The sequence below is a fragment of the Bacillus taeanensis genome (assembly GCF_003318295.1).
In the GTDB taxonomy this organism is placed as follows: Bacteria; Bacillota; Bacilli; order Bacillales; family UBA6769; genus Maribacillus; species Maribacillus taeanensis.
The window spans coordinates 1-14,883 of record NZ_QOCW01000038.1; the positions used below are offsets into that span (position 1 = coordinate 1).

Sequence of the window (14,883 nt, forward strand, 5' to 3'; positions counted from 1 at the left end):
CATTGTTCGAAGAATATGACCCATTTACGGGAGAGAAAAATCGGAAGAACTAAAGAAATTCTTTAGAATTAGTGAGTGAATGTGGTGCAGAAGGGAAACCCTTTCAGCGGGCCTTTTAGGCCCAGGCCGGTAACAGAGGCTTTCAGCCGCAGAGCAAACCACCAGTTCACACTGGTGGTTTTGATTATTGTCCAGCTGCAGCGCCTACCCCCTCGAGTCAAATAACCTTACGCCATAAAGAAAAAAAGCACCTTTTTGTCGCAAGAACATTTGCTTGTCGGGGGTGAGCAGGCACTTCCGCTTTTCTATCATGTCCAGCTGCAGGTGCCATCGGCTCGAGGTCATAAGGTAATCCGTCCAGAAGGCAAAAAACGCCTTCTGGACGGATTACCTTATGCTTGTCGCCGATAACCAGGCACCTTCCGCTTTTCTTAATACCCTTCGACTACTTTATCAAGTCGTCCTGTTTTTGGATCAATAACAAGGCCGTGTACGGATATGCCGCTTGGGAGAAGTGGGTGATTCTTAATCATTTCCACACTATTTTGTACGCTTTCTTCTACGCTGTTAAATCCTTTTAACCAGTCATGAAGATTAATTCCTGAGTGTTCCATTGTTGCAATTATCTCCTCAGAAACGCCGCGATTAATTGCTTCATCAAGAATTGCTGAAGGGTTAATGCTTCCCATCCCGCAATCATGGTGTCCAACGACACATACTTCATCCGCTTTTAACGCATAAATCGCAACAAGAATGCTGCGCATAATACTTCCGAATGGGTGAGAAACGATAGCTCCTGCATTTTTAACATGTTTAATATCACCGTTGCTGAAGTTCATTGCACGCGGTAATAGTTCAACAAGGCGTGTATCCATACATGATAAAACAACAAGCTTTTTATCAGGAAATTTTGTTGTTTGATAGTTTTCGTATTCTTTCTTTGCGACGAATTGTTCGTTATGCTCAAGAATTTGATCTAGTAATGTCATATGATTTTCTACTCCTTTGCTAAAATAAATTCAGAATAGTAACGCTACTATTTTATCATAACTATTTGATTTGTAAAAATTAATGTGAGGTCTTCTTACATTTAAAGTGTTAAAGATAGAAAGAAAAATGTGAAGAGTTTGCTACAATTGATAAGAATGTTGGAATTTTATTCAGCTTTTGTTTATGATGAACATGAAAGAATGATAAGCGGGATAGGAGTCGAAAAACATGAAGATCTTTTTAATAATAGGAGCATTGAATGCCTTTTTAGCGGTCGCACTCGGTGCATTTGGTGCTCACGGCTTAGAGGGAAAGCTTAGTGAGAAGATGTTAGCTGTTTATAAAACAGGTGTGCAGTACCATATGTTTCATGCAGCAGGATTAGTGCTTGTGGCGTTATTGGCAGAGAAGTTTGCAGCCACTTCTATCATTACATGGGCAGGCTGGCTTATGTTTATTGGTATTATTTTATTTTCAGGCAGTTTATATGTATTAAGCATGTCAGGAATTAGTATTTTAGGAGCGATTACCCCGTTTGGAGGTCTCGCGTTCTTAGCGTCATGGCTGATGATTGTGCTTGCGGCATTCAAAGTGTTATAACATAAAAAAATAAGAGGAGACACAAGTGCTGTGTCTCCTCTTATTTTTTATCTTGGAGAATAAGTACTTACCTGGTCAAGCGGATAGCTGTACTCAATTTCTTCATCAAACGTAATGTAATCTACATAAACCATTAGTAAGATGTAACGTCTTCCTGTTTGCGGATCACTTAAAACAATATGATCGCGTCCTGCGGCTTCCACAATCCCTTTAAACACTTTTGCATTCCACTTTTGGTTGTTTTCAAAAGTCATATAAACGGTTGCAACTTTTCCTTTGTTTAAGCGAAGGATATTTTCAATATAGGATTGCTCAATCGGCAACTGTCCTGGTGCGGCAGGAACTCCTGGAACTCCCGGAGTACCTGGAATAGTGCCGCCTGCTTGTGTTGGAGGCATTTGCTGTCCTCCCCCCATGCCGCCGTATTGATAATTAGGATATTGCCCATACATTGGATTATAGTAATTCATAAAAGCCCTCCTTAATGCTCATTTATAAATTAAAAAATTAATAAACAGTTGGACAGTCTGAGGCTGAAGGTTTATAAAAGCAGTGTTCTTTGTAGCGGCCGCTGTTCCATTGATCATACCACTGTGCAGGACAGGCTCCCCCAGGTTTAAAAAACCATAAACTGTTGCTTGCAGGGTGATAGCGCATGCCCTTAATTACTTTTCTTGCTAAATTTTTTTCTCTTTCTCTTGCCCCTTGGTAGAAATAGCCTTTTTGTGTTGCTTCAAAGCCGCCTGGAGATTGGAAAACCATTCGGTTGATGGAGCGAATGTCTTTAAAATCAAGGCAGTCACCGCGAACACGGTTTACGCCAACATTTCCAACCATCAACATTCCTAAATCGCCTTCACCTTCTGCTTCTGCTCTTAAAAGTCTTGCCAATAAGTTCACATCCGCCTCATTATAAGCAATAACCGCCATTGAACCACCTCTTTTTAAGAAGTACGTGGTGTGAAAATAAAAGGAATAAGGGAAAGAGAAACTTGTTTGTCTTACTAGGGGATTTTATGAGCGGAAGGAGGGAATTATGATTAGATTCTTTTTGGGGAATTTTTTAGGGAGAAATATAGGTATAGAGAGTGATAGGTAAGAATGACCTTTTCTTTGGTAAAGGAGAAAGGAAAGGTGGAGAAAATAATTTAAAAAAGTCAGAGAAACCATTAAGGCTCTCTGACTTCATATTATACTGCCAAAAATTTAGCGATACGTTCTTTCGGAAGGTGTGTACCCACATAGAAGTTTCCAAACTCCCCGTAACGTGCGCTAACTTCATCAAAGCGCATTTCATACACAAGCTTTTTAAATTGAAGTACATCATGGGCAAACAGCGTAACGCCCCATTCCCAGTCATCAAAACCAACCGAACCAGTAATGATTTGCTTTACTTTGCCGGCATACGTGCGGCCAATCATGCCGTGGCTGCGCATCAGGCTGCGGCGCTCGTCCATTGAAAGCATGTACCAGTTGTCGTTTCCTTCACGGCGTTTGTTCATTGGGTAAAAGCAAACATACTGCCACTCTGGAAGCTCAGGCTTTAGGCGTCCTTGGATGTAAGGGTCTGTTTCTGGATCTGTGCCATTTGAAGGCATATAACTGCTTAATTCCACGACTGAAACATATGAATAAACAGGAACCGTATATTCAGCAAAGGTTGTTTTATTAAAGGCGGTTTCAATTTCATTTAATTCTTCCATCGTTGGACGAAGAAGCATAATCATCATATCGGCTTTTTGACCAACAATTGAATAAAGGGCATGGCTTCCCTGCTTGTTCTGTTCAACCGTCCCCCATTTTTCTAGAAAACCTAGAAACTCATTAATTGCAGTGGCGCGATCTTCGCTTGAAAGCTGTTTCCAAGCTGACCAATTCATTTTTCGGAAATCATGAAGGCAATACCAACCATCTAATGTTTGAGCTGCTTCACTCATGTGTTTTCACTCCTTTATGTAAATCATCCATTACTAACTATATCATAGTTTAGCCGCATAAACAGAATACAAACCTTCTGATTATTTGACTTCTTTTTTAACATTAGCGTTTTTGTGAAACTCAGCCATTGTGACTTCTAAGGTTGCTGTGCAAGGTTAAGCATGTCTAGGTATAAAGAGGGGGGCAATCGTATAAAAATAACTAAGACGTTTTATTATTCAATCAAGCTTGTTTGATGCTCTAAAATGTTTTAAATATGATGTTTATGATTACAATAATAAGGAAGAAATAAATAATAACTATTCAGAAAATAATAAAAATGAAATAAAAGCGCTTACATAAGATAAAAAGGTTTCGTTCTGCTCGTAAAAGGAGTATGCTATTAACCGTAGAAAATAATGTCGAAATATGTTTATAGATTAATTGTGTGATAAGTGTGTGTGTTAATAGATGATTTAGGAGGCGTATTGATGGGCAATTTATTTGCGGGGTTAACTGAGAGAGTGCAAAGCGCTAATCCGACAATCGTATTTCCAGAAGGTACGGATGAGCGTATTTTAGAAGCGGCAAGCCGTCTTGCTGACGAAAAAGTATTAAAGCCAATTGTCATTGGAGAAGAAGCTGCTGTTAAAGAAAAAGGCGAAAAATTTGGTTTTTCGTTAGATGGTGTCGAAATTTTGGATCCTCATACATATGAAGGATTTGAAGAATTGGTTCAGGCATTTGTTGAGCGCCGTAAAGGAAAAGCAACAGAAGAAGATGCACGAAACATTTTAAAAAATGTGAACTACTTTGGAACAATGCTTGTTTATACAGGAAAAGCGGACGGTTTAGTGAGCGGTGCGGCTCATTCAACAGGCGATACGGTTCGCCCTGCCCTTCAGATTATTAAAACAAAAGAAGGCATTAAAAAGACATCTGGAGCGTTTTTAATGGTAAAAGGGGAGGAAAAATATATTTTTTCTGATTGTGCGATTAACATTGCGCCTGACAGCAATGATTTAGCAGAAAATGCGATTGTGAGTGCAGAGACAGCGCGTATTTTTGGAATTGATCCGAAAATTGCGATGCTGAGCTTTTCAACAAAAGGATCTGCGAAATCACCTGAAACAGAGAAAGTAGCAGAAGCGACACGTCTTGCAAAAGAGCGTGCTCCTGAACTCTTATTAGATGGTGAGTTTCAGTTTGATGCGGCCTTTGTTCCTGAGGTAGCGATGAAAAAAGCACCAGATTCACCGTTAAAAGGAGAAGCAAATGTATTTGTGTTTCCAAGCTTAGAAGCAGGGAACATCGGTTATAAATTGGTACAGCGTTTAGGTGGATATGAAGCCATTGGACCTGTGCTGCAGGGCTTAAATAAACCAGTAAATGACCTGTCGCGCGGCTGTAATGCAGAGGACGTCTACAAGCTTGCATTAATTACAGCAATGCAGGCTCTCTAAGAAAAACGAATGGCATCAGCTCAAGGAGTTGGGTGCTCAACTAGAGTAAAAGCGAGAACAGGCTGTTTCACACTTGGCAAGCTGAATATGAACAAACAAAGCACTAGAGAGTGGGTTCACTCTCTAGTGCTTTTTCGTTTCGTTTTATCACACGGTCATAGTAATGATGAAACTGCTCGCTTTCCTGCGGTGACAGCTGAGCAGTGTAAATACTGCCGTACTGCTGCATCGTTTCAAATAGTCTCAGCATAAGCGTTTGAACATCAATAGAGTGCCCTGTTAATTCACTAAGTGATGCCATTGTTTCAGGTTGAATGATTGGATATGTGAATTTTGTTTGTTCCCCTTTAGAGGCGCGTTTATAAAACTCACCAATGGCCGCTGCACGAGCTGATCCGCTGCCTTTTGTACATAAATAAATTTGCACGGCAACGCCGCCTTTTACGCGTCGCTGTGAGATGCCGGCAAATTTCCTGCCATGAATGCTTAAATCATATGTTCCAGGACAATAGGAACCAACGACTTCTCCATCGCTCACTTCCACTCCGTATGGACGCAGCATTTTTTGAATCAGTGCTGCCATTGCTTCATATCCAGTATCAATTGCGATCTGATTTTCTTTTTCTTTTAATAAAATTGAGATGTTTAATACATCTTCATCGAGTACAACCGCTAAACCGCCTGAATTCCGAACAATAACACGATAGCCTTGTGCTTTTAAATACTCTATTCCTTCTTCAATATATGGGAGGCGTGTATCTTGAATGCCAAGCACAATCGTCTGGTGGTGTACCCATGTGCGGATTGTTGGCGGTGCCCCACCGCTTCCGACGCTTGAACAGAGTGTATCATCTGCTGCAAATGACTGCAGCGCATCAAAGCTTGGTCCAAGTGTTGATTGATCAATAATCCGCCACTTCGGTTGATATAAAATCGTATCTTGCTCCATCGCTGTTTCCCCTTACTTTTTACTATAATCTTATAAAATTTTCTTTTTTTTATTATAGCATGCTTTTATTTTGCTTGTTTTGGGTATAAATAAATACTCATTTTTTTATGGTTAGCAAATAGGACATCGTTCACATTGTAACAAGTGGCGCTGTTCCTCTGGAGAGATTAATTCTTTAACATGAAGACGTATTCATGATATAATGTTATTTGTCTCTTAAAATTAATCGTTTTTTCTAGAACAATATTAAATGGAATAAATTTAAAGATAAAGGGGGAATAAATATGAAGTTAACAGCAAAAATTATCGGAGCGTTAATACTTGGTATTATTACTGGTATAATATTTAATCTTTTTGCGCCAGGGATTTTCCCAACGGTCGATACGTATCTTTTAACTCCGATTGGTCAAATTTTCCTCAAGCTTATTAAAATGCTTGTTGTCCCGATTGTATTTTTCTCAATTGTCCTTGGAACTGCCGGAGTGGGTGATCCGAAGAAGCTTGGACGCATCGGTGCAAAAACAATCATTTATTTCTTACTTACAACGACGATTGCGCTTACGATTGCGATGAGTCTTGCTTATCTCATTCAGCCGGGGGAAGAAGGTGCTTTTGATACAGCGGAAGCAAGCTTTGAAGCAGCAGAGGCACCTCCAGTCATGGAAACATTTTTAAATATGATTCCAACTAACCCAATTCAAGCACTTGCGAACGGTGAGATGCTGCAAATTATTATTTTCTCTGTTTTTATCGGACTTGGTCTTGTTAAATTAGGTAAAAAAGGTGAGACAACATTAAAGGTGATTGAACAAGGGAACGACATTATGATGTATCTCGTTATGCTTGTCATGCGTCTTGCGCCATATGGAGCGTTTGCGCTTATTGCCTCTGCGATTGGCTCTGCGGGTATGGATGCGATTCAATCAATGTTTATGTATTTTATTGTCGTTGTTGTGGCTCTGATCGTACATGCAGTCGTTACATACGGTTCAGCGGTTTTGTTGTTAGCGAAACAAAGCCCGATTTGGTTTTTTAAAGAATTTTTCCCTGCCATGACGGTTGCCTTTAGTACAGCAACGAGCAGTGGGACGCTGCCTATTTCAATGGATGTGGCACAAAAGCGCCTTAAAGTACCGGAATCTGTCAGCTCATTCGTACAGCCGCTCGGAGCGACAATTAATATGGACGGAACGGCGATTATGCAGGGGGTTGCAACGGTCTTTTTAGCGCAAATCTACGGAATTGATCTTTCAATGGGGGATCTTGTTACCGTTGTTGTAACAGCTACTCTTGCAAGTATCGGCACAGCAGGTGTGCCGGGTGTAGGATTGATTATGCTTGCAATGGTCCTGCAGTCTGTTGGAATTCCTGTTGAAGGAATTGGTCTTATTCTTGCAGTCGACCGCTTACTTGATATGCTGCGTACAGCTGTTAACATTACAGGCGATGCATCTTGTGCATTAGTGGTCGCAAAAACGGAAGAAAAACATGCGCCGGCAAAAGCATAATAGAAAGTCAGATCTCTTTAGGAGGTCTGGCTTTTTTCATGTGGAAGAAGGTTTTATTTTATAGATAGAGAAGCTATAATATTAAGATGTGTAGATTGGAGAGTCTTCGAATGGTTATGAATGAACAGTTAAACGAGGAAAAAGTTTTTAAAGACCCCGTGCACCGTTATATCCATGTTCGTGATCAATTAATATGGGAACTTATCGGTACAAAAGAATTCCAAAGACTGCGCCGCATTCGCCAGTTAGGAACAACTTATTTAACATTCCATGGCGCAGAGCACAGCCGCTTTAGTCATTCGCTCGGCGTCTATGAAATTGTGCGCCGCATTATTGATATTTTTCAAGATCGTCCGGCATGGAACAATAAAGATCGTCTGTTAAGTCTTTGTGCCGCTCTTTTACATGACGTGGGGCATGGTCCGTTTTCACATTCCTTTGAAAAAGTCTTTCATCTTGATCATGAAGACTTTACACGGGGAATTATTTTAGGTGATACGGAAATTAACCTTATTTTACGAAAAATGGGAAATGATTTCCCGAAAAAAGTAGCCGATGTGATTGCGAAAACGTCTGATAATAAGCTTGTTGTCAGTCTTATTTCAAGTCAAATTGATGCCGACCGCATGGATTATTTACTGCGCGATGCTTATTTTACAGGAGTAAGCTACGGACAATTTGATATTGAACGTATTTTACGTGTGATGAGGCCGCGTGAAGATCAAGTTGTCATTAAGCAAAGCGGCATGCATGCCGTAGAAGATTATATTATGAGCCGCTATCAAATGTATTGGCAAATTTATTTTCATCCCGTTACAAGAAGTGCGGAAGTGATTTTAACAAAAATTCTTCACCGTGCTAAACATTTAAAAGAAAGCGGTTATCAATTTAAGCTTCAGCCTGTTCATTTTTATTCGCTGTTTGCGGGAAATGTGACCCTTACCGATTATTTAAAACTAGATGAGGCGGTGGTGCTGTACTATTTCCAAATTTGGCAGGAAGAAGAGGATGCTATTTTACAAGACCTCTGCCGCCGCTTTATGAACCGCAACTTATTTAAATATGTGGAATTTAATCCAAACCTGCAGATGAACGAGTGGCGCGAGCTTTATGAAACGTTTAAGGAAGCTGGAATTGATCCGGACTATTATTTAGTGGTTGATTCGTCTTCTGATTTACCGTATGATTTTTATCGTCCGGGTGAAGAAGGAGAGCGTCTTCCAATTCATTTGTTAAAGCCAAGTGGCGAACTGCGTGAGTTATCTCGTGAATCAGAAGTAGTAGAGGCGATTTCAGGGAAAAAGCGCACCGATCATAAATTATATTATCCAAAAGATTTAATCAACGATCTGACAAAAAATCGCGATGCAAAAGAGAAAATTAAGCAAATTTTAAATGATTAAGGGGGGAATAAAGTGCTTGAAGATCACGCTAAGCTGATGACGGTGTTTCAATGTGCGGGCGAAATTATTGGGCGAAAAAAGCTTCAAAAAATTATTTATATTGCCAAAAAGCTCCGTCTTCCATTTCATGAGCGCTATCAATTCCACTTTTACGGTCCATATTCTGAAGAATTAACGCTTCGCATCGAAGAGCTTTATAATTTAGGATGGGTCAGTGAAGTAAAAGAGAAAAAAGGCGGTTATTATCAATACCGTTATAAAATAACAGAGGACGGCGAAAAGTTTTTAACTCATTATAAGTTGGACATGCCTGAATTAAATGGTTTAATTCAGACGATGAATGAACAAAACTCAAGGTTTCTAGAACTTGTTTCAACAGTGCTCTACTTTGACGATCTTTCGAAAGAAGAAGTAAAGGAAAAAGTCTTTACGTTAAAGAAAAAGCAAAATTATTCGGAAGAAGAACTTGAAGAAGCGTATCGCTATATTGATACAATTAGTAAAGTGCTGTCCTGACTATTTTAGGTGTTTTAATAAAGAAATAGCAGGGAAAGGTAAGGATATCCTTACCTTTCTTCCTCTGTATATCATTTGACACTCACTGATTTTTATTATGGAAAAGGATGAAAAAAATGGCCCAACGCACACGTGCTTCAGCACTTCCTGTTGTAACGGTTTTAATATTGGATGATGTTGGACGTTTTTTATTACAAAAACCTATCACTCATCAGGAATGGAAGCTTCCTCTTGTATGGATGGATGAGCCGGGTGCTTCGATTGAAGAAATGGTAAGAGAAAAAATAAAAGAGACAATAGGTCTTGAAATCGGGACATTAGTGCTGCAGGCAGTATATTCAGGAGAAGAATTTTTCTTTGAAAAACATGATGGTACAAAGGTATATAACTTCACAATTGCATATACAGCAAACGTTGTAAATGTAACTGTACCTTCTATTGTTGGACAAGCAGTTGAGTATGAGTTTTTTCACTTTTACGATTTTCCCGAAGCAGTCCAACGTCAGCATCATCTTATTTTAAAATCTTTTACAAATCATGACTAAAGAAAAAGGTCAAGTCAAGCGCATCCATTAAGTGAACCGCTTGACTTGACCTTTTTTAGTGAAATGCTGCACCTTACTTTTTAACCAGCCAACAATATTCTTTGATAACAAATAGGTTGTAAAAATTAATAAGAGCAGATAAACGAATGTTGCGATTAATAAGGTGAAATAAGGAACAATAAAAGAGGAAATGGAGTCAAACGAAATTGGATTTGACAGCGCTAATGAGTAAGCAGTAAAACCTTCAAAGATAAGAATTGTAATCACAGCTGTTTTGTATGGTTTTTTCTTTTCGATTTTTTTCATAATAAAATGATGAAAAATAATAAATGAGAGCCATCCAATTCCGACAGCACAGCTGACTGCACCGAGGTGAAACGCATTGAAAAGGGTATACGTTAAAAATGAAAGGAGTCCAATACAAATTCCGGCAAGATAAGGCATGATCCTCATTCCTTTCTGAAGTTTTAATGATGATATTCCCTATTTCTGTCGAAGTAAACAGAAAACCTGCCTATTTTGAAAAAATAGGAAAAAAGACACGTCAAAACGACGTGTCTTTTTTGGCAGGGGTCAGACCCCGCAAAAGGACAAAAACAGCAAAATGTCCTTTTGAGGAGGACATGATTTAGTTAGGCGTGTGGTAAAAAGGCAAGCTGATAGAAAAACAAGACAGCAAATAAGTAAAGAAGAGGATGGACTTCACGGCCTTTTCCTTTTACTAATTTAAGAAGTGGATACGAGATAAACCCAAGCGCAATGCCGGTTGCAATACTTGATGTTAACGGCATGCTTAAAATAATTAAAAAAGCAGGAAAGGCTTCATCAAATTGATTCCATTCAATTTTTCCAAGGCTTGTCATCATGAAGCTGCCGACAATAATTAATGCCGGAGCTGTAATGGCAGCAATTCCTGATACAGCACTGACCATTGGACCGAAAAAGGCGGCAAGGATAAATAATCCGCTCACAACAACGGTTGTAAGGCCTGTGCGGCCGCCTGCAGCAACACCTGATGATGATTCAATATACGCGCTTGTCGGACTTGTCCCAAACACGGAACCAGCTGTTGTCGCAACAGAATCAGCGAGCAGTGCTTGACGAGCGCGCGGCATTTTGTTTCCTTTCATAAGACCGGCTTGTTCAGCAACACCGATCATTGTGCCGGTTGTATCAAAAATTGTCACAAGTAAAAATGAGAAAACAACCGCATATAATCCGTAATTTACAACATCCATGAATGCTTGAAGGGGGCTTCCGAAAATAAAGAATTCTGGTGCCGCAGGAAGTGCGACAAATCCTTCTTCAAAACGGAGCTGTCCGGTAAAGTAAGCAATTATCCCCGTAATAATCATTCCGAAAAATAACGCACGATTTACATTTAAGGCGATTAAAATTAATGTAATCGCAAGACCGCCTAATGCGAGAAGAACAGATGGTGAATGAAGATCACCAAGGCCGACAAGGTTTTCGGGATGATCAGCGATAATTCCCGTTAAACGCAAGCCAATAAATGCAATAAATAAGCCGATTCCTGCAGTAATACCGTGCTTTAAGTTGGCCGGAATTGCTTCAATTAATTTTTCTCGAAATGGTGTTAATGATAAAATAACAAATAATAAACCTGAGACAAAAACGGCGCCAAAAGCAATTTCATAAGGCACGCCTTCTTGTCCATTTACAACTGAAAAAGCAAAATAAGCATTTAAACCCATTCCTGGTGCAATCGCAATGGGATAGTTTGCAAACAATGCCATCCAAAGCGAGCCGATCACCGTGGCGATAATCGTTGCCATAAATACTGTATCAAACGGTACGCCTGCTTGTGAGAGAATAATTGGATTTACGATAATAATGTAAGCCATCGTTAAAAAGGTTGTAAATCCTGCAAGTACTTCTGTTTTTGCATTTGTTCCGTGTTCTTGTAATTTAAACATAATAACCTCCAAAAATACGAACATTTTTATTGCCGTATAATATAATATTCGTTTATTAGTGGAAATGCAAGAGGTGAATGTTGTTTTTTTGTTTTTTCATATAATAAAGGGTTGAGAGGATAGAGAAGATGAAGGAAGTAGGAGCAATATGATAAAATAAAGCTAGCTAATAAACTGCTTGATGGCGGTATGGAGTGTAAGGAGTATAAGGAGGAAAAAGAAATGAATGATTTTTTTAACAGCGGAAATAAAAAGGCAGAATTTAATATTATAAAGAAAAAAGATTCAACAGACGGTCACGGCGGTTTTGGAGCAGGTTCCTTTTCCCTCGATAACATGTCGCCTGTATTTGTTGATCCTGCAGAAGGGGAAGCGTTTATCGATATTGGCGCAATGCACGCACGCAGCAAAGTTGAAAAAGGAATTAAGTTTTTGCCGGATAAAGGCGAAGTACCGAACGGAAAATTATATTGGCTCGTATGGGTCACGATTTTCCAAGGCGAAAATGGACCGTATTACGGCGGCCTTGGGGCATGTGATATGCTTGTTGACCGCGAGGCACGCCGCGGTTATAAAATGCTTCCTGTACACGTAAATAACATGGACCGTTCTCGCAAAGGCAGAATTATTGTTGATGAAATGGATGAGAACTCAAAAACAATTTTAGCTGATTTCTTAAAAAGCTATAATAAAGAGTTTTGGGAAAATTCATCTGCTGAATTGAAAGAAGCATTAGGAGCAAAATAGCAAGAGGGTATTTCAGATAACTTTGAATCTTTTTTGAACATTTTTAAAAACACTTGAGCTTTTAAGGAAGAAGCCGTACACTTGTTTTACACATATACACACTTTTTTATTGCTAGGACATAAAGCAGCCCGGGGGATTAGGACACCTCGGGCTGCTTTGTGGGGAAATATACGCCTGTTTGGTAACGTTTACGAAATAGTGATATTATTTCCAAATTTCATTAATATGGCTTTGAATTGTCGAGGTTTGTTCACAACAATAAAAGGGATCAACATTGTAAAACAGTGTGAACACCATTACACTTGTAAATGTAACTAGCAGTATTGGAGGTTTACAGCAATGAAATTAGATAAAAAAGCAGGACTTTTATTAGTAACAGGTGTCGTAATCATTGGTGGTCTTCTTTATTGGCTTTTTCTCGAAAAAACAAGCCTTGAGTATTATGGAGAGTTTCCTAATACAGAGCTAAAGACAATTGAAGGAGAAACATATTCCTTTACAGAGTCAACAGATAAAGTGCGGCTTGTCGAGTTTTTATTTTTAAATTGTCCCGATGTTTGTCCAACAACGACGGTTAAAATGCAGTGGCTTCAGGAGAAACTGAAGGAAGAGGGATTGTTTGGCGACAAAGTCGAATTTGTAATGATTACCTTTGATCCAGAACGCGATACAGTGGAGCGTCTTGAAGAATACGCGAAAAATATGAGTCTTGATCGAAGCGGCTGGGTTATTATTCGCGATGAGGAAGAAAAAATTAAAGAAGTAACAGGGGCACTTAATTATTTCGTTCAGGAGCAGGGCGACTTTATTATTCATACAACGAAAACGTATTTAGTTGATGAAGAAGGCAATATTCGCGCACAGCTCGGCATGGGCGAAGAGTTTAATGAAGAAGAAGCGTTAAAACAAATTAAAACGCTCCTTCGTTAAAGGAGGTTTTTTAAATGGGGGTTGAATACTTTGGTTGGCGGGCATTGTGGAATCCGGAAATGATTGTTGTGACGCTAATTCTCGCTGTTCTTTATGTAGAGCTGATTGGACCGCTAAGACGCTTTTTCCCTGACTCAGCTCCGGCAACCTTAAAGCAAAAGCTCTTTTTCTTCCTTGGACTTCTTGCGTTATATGCAGCAAAAGGAAGTCCGATGGAAATATACAGCCACTTTATGTTTAGTGTGCATATGACGCAGATGGCGATCTTTTTCTTAGTGATGCCGCCGCTGTTAATGCTCGGTATTCCGGCATGGGCGTACAGACCGCTGTTTCGGATGCCTAGACTTAGTAAAGTGTTGAATTTTATTACAAAGCCGCTTTTAACAGTGATTATTTTTAACGGCTTGTTCTCGTTTTATCATATGCCGATGGTGTTTGATAAAATTATGGCCAACGAATTTTTACATTTTAGCTATGTTTCTGTGCTGCTTGTGACAGCCTTTTTAATGTGGTGGCCGCTGTTATGTCCACTTCCTGAAAAAGATCATATGTCAGGTCTTGCAAAGCTTGGTTATATTTTTGCGGACGGTATTTTAATTACACCGGCCTGTGCGCTCATTATTTTTGCAGAAACACCTCTTTACCAAACATACACCGATCCTGCCGTTTGGGTACAGGTGATGCAGTTTTGTGTGCCGGCAGGAATTAGTCTTGACGGATTAACGCCGCAGCAGTTTTCTTGGTTTGATACGGTAGAAGACCAGCAGCTTGGCGGTATTGTCATGAAAATTATCCAAGAGATTGTTTATGGTACTGTATTAGGCGTTGTGATTTTTGCATGGATGAAAAAAGAGCGTGCCAATGATCAATATGACTTAAATCCAAGCGCGAAGTTTCTGGCGATGAGAAACCGTGGTTAATGATATCCTATCAAAAGAAGCGAGATGACACTCTAAAAAGTGAATCACGCTTTTTTTGTCGTTTCTCTGTCACCTTTTTAAAAAAAATGGATGCGAAAGTGCGTTATGCTAAGGAGAGAGAAACGGTTGTGAAAGGGGAAGAAATCGATGTACACATTTTTAACAGCCGCAGTTGTTGTAGTAATTGCATTTGCGCTTATTGGCACACTTTTAATTGCTTTTAATTCAACAGATAAAAAATACGGAGAAAAAACAAAAAGCAGACTTACAACACTATCTTTTATTTATTTGTTTAGCTTTATTGTTATTTTTGGAGCACTGTTTCTGTTTATTTATATGGTTTAAAACGATGACCCGTTTGGTGTGCATCGTTTTTTGCTAACTAAATTTATCGTTTGTTTTTAACCTTAATTTATAAATGAGGTCCAACACTCTCGTACTAATCCACTGGCAAATA

At 39.3% G+C, this 14,883-nt stretch carries 17 protein-coding genes; 10 read left to right on the forward strand and 7 right to left on the reverse strand.

Annotated elements, in window-relative coordinates; all coding sequences use genetic code 11:
• Window positions 1-431: 431 nt before the first annotated feature.
• Window positions 432-989 carry a beta-class carbonic anhydrase gene (locus tag DS031_RS22255; protein WP_113808366.1) on the reverse strand — a complete coding sequence of 186 codons (558 nt, stop codon included), beginning with the start codon at window positions 987-989 and terminating at the stop codon, window positions 432-434.
• 229 nt (window positions 990-1,218) lie between these two features.
• Between DS031_RS22255 and DS031_RS22260 the strand changes: the two genes are divergently transcribed.
• Window positions 1,219-1,590 carry a DUF423 domain-containing protein gene (locus DS031_RS22260; RefSeq protein ID WP_113808367.1) on the forward strand — a complete coding sequence of 124 codons (372 nt, stop codon included), beginning with the start codon at window positions 1,219-1,221 and terminating at the stop codon, window positions 1,588-1,590.
• Window positions 1,591-1,637: 47 nt separating this feature from the next.
• Here DS031_RS22260 and gerQ read toward each other — a convergent pair whose 3' ends face one another.
• The 3 genes from gerQ to hemQ form a co-directional block, all read right to left on the reverse strand.
• Window positions 1,638-2,060: a spore coat protein GerQ gene (gerQ, locus tag DS031_RS22265; RefSeq protein ID WP_113808368.1), complete on the reverse strand. Its 423-nt coding sequence runs from the start codon at window positions 2,058-2,060 to the stop codon at window positions 1,638-1,640.
• Window positions 2,061-2,097: 37 nt separating this feature from the next.
• Window positions 2,098-2,520, reverse strand: a complete 423-nt coding sequence (locus DS031_RS22270; protein WP_113808369.1) for a cell wall hydrolase — start codon at window positions 2,518-2,520, stop codon at window positions 2,098-2,100.
• Window positions 2,521-2,780: 260 nt separating this feature from the next.
• Window positions 2,781-3,527 (reverse strand): hydrogen peroxide-dependent heme synthase, encoded by a 747-nt coding sequence (gene hemQ / locus DS031_RS22275; protein WP_113808370.1) that lies wholly within the window; start codon window positions 3,525-3,527, stop codon window positions 2,781-2,783.
• 471 nt (window positions 3,528-3,998) lie between these two features.
• Between hemQ and pta the strand changes: the two genes are divergently transcribed.
• Window positions 3,999-4,970 (forward strand): phosphate acetyltransferase, encoded by a 972-nt coding sequence (gene pta, locus DS031_RS22280; RefSeq protein WP_113808371.1) that lies wholly within the window; start codon window positions 3,999-4,001, stop codon window positions 4,968-4,970.
• Between the two features lie 103 nt (window positions 4,971-5,073).
• Here the strand turns inward: pta and lipL are convergent, their stop codons facing one another.
• Entirely contained in the window at window positions 5,074-5,919 is an 846-nt protein-coding gene (gene lipL, locus DS031_RS22285) for an octanoyl-[GcvH]:protein N-octanoyltransferase (protein WP_113808372.1), read from the reverse strand.
• A gap of 284 nt (window positions 5,920-6,203) precedes the next feature.
• Between lipL and DS031_RS22290 the strand changes: the two genes are divergently transcribed.
• From DS031_RS22290 to DS031_RS22305, 4 genes are all read left to right on the forward strand, one after another.
• Window positions 6,204-7,427, forward strand: a complete 1,224-nt coding sequence (locus DS031_RS22290) for a dicarboxylate/amino acid:cation symporter (RefSeq protein WP_113808373.1) — start codon at window positions 6,204-6,206, stop codon at window positions 7,425-7,427.
• 110 nt (window positions 7,428-7,537) lie between these two features.
• Window positions 7,538-8,830 (forward strand): HD domain-containing protein, encoded by a 1,293-nt coding sequence (locus tag DS031_RS22295; protein WP_113808374.1) that lies wholly within the window; start codon window positions 7,538-7,540, stop codon window positions 8,828-8,830.
• Window positions 8,831-8,842: 12 nt separating this feature from the next.
• Window positions 8,843-9,346 (forward strand): YwgA family protein, encoded by a 504-nt coding sequence (locus DS031_RS22300; RefSeq protein WP_113808375.1) that lies wholly within the window; start codon window positions 8,843-8,845, stop codon window positions 9,344-9,346.
• A gap of 116 nt (window positions 9,347-9,462) precedes the next feature.
• Window positions 9,463-9,891, forward strand: a complete 429-nt coding sequence (locus DS031_RS22305; protein WP_113808376.1) for an NUDIX hydrolase — start codon at window positions 9,463-9,465, stop codon at window positions 9,889-9,891.
• A 27-nt stretch (window positions 9,892-9,918) separates the two neighbouring features.
• Here DS031_RS22305 and DS031_RS22310 read toward each other — a convergent pair whose 3' ends face one another.
• Window positions 9,919-10,335: a hypothetical protein gene (locus DS031_RS22310; RefSeq protein ID WP_113808377.1), complete on the reverse strand. Its 417-nt coding sequence runs from the start codon at window positions 10,333-10,335 to the stop codon at window positions 9,919-9,921.
• A 188-nt stretch (window positions 10,336-10,523) separates the two neighbouring features.
• Window positions 10,524-11,828 carry an NCS2 family permease gene (locus tag DS031_RS22315; RefSeq protein WP_113808378.1) on the reverse strand — a complete coding sequence of 435 codons (1,305 nt, stop codon included), beginning with the start codon at window positions 11,826-11,828 and terminating at the stop codon, window positions 10,524-10,526.
• A 222-nt stretch (window positions 11,829-12,050) separates the two neighbouring features.
• On the opposite strand from DS031_RS22315, the gene DS031_RS22320 reads away from it, so the two are divergent.
• The 4 genes from DS031_RS22320 (at window position 12,051) to DS031_RS22335 (ending at window position 14,771) form a co-directional block, all read left to right on the forward strand.
• Window positions 12,051-12,575 carry a YwhD family protein gene (locus DS031_RS22320; RefSeq protein WP_113808379.1) on the forward strand — a complete coding sequence of 175 codons (525 nt, stop codon included), beginning with the start codon at window positions 12,051-12,053 and terminating at the stop codon, window positions 12,573-12,575.
• Between the two features lie 340 nt (window positions 12,576-12,915).
• Window positions 12,916-13,506, forward strand: a complete 591-nt coding sequence (locus DS031_RS22325) for an SCO family protein (protein ID WP_113808380.1) — start codon at window positions 12,916-12,918, stop codon at window positions 13,504-13,506.
• A 14-nt stretch (window positions 13,507-13,520) separates the two neighbouring features.
• On the forward strand, window positions 13,521-14,426 hold the full coding sequence (gene ctaG, locus DS031_RS22330) for a cytochrome c oxidase assembly factor CtaG (protein WP_113808381.1): 906 nt from the start codon (window positions 13,521-13,523) through the stop codon (window positions 14,424-14,426).
• Window positions 14,427-14,573: 147 nt separating this feature from the next.
• Window positions 14,574-14,771: a hypothetical protein gene (locus DS031_RS22335; protein ID WP_113808382.1), complete on the forward strand. Its 198-nt coding sequence runs from the start codon at window positions 14,574-14,576 to the stop codon at window positions 14,769-14,771.
• Window positions 14,772-14,883: the final 112 nt, after the last annotated feature.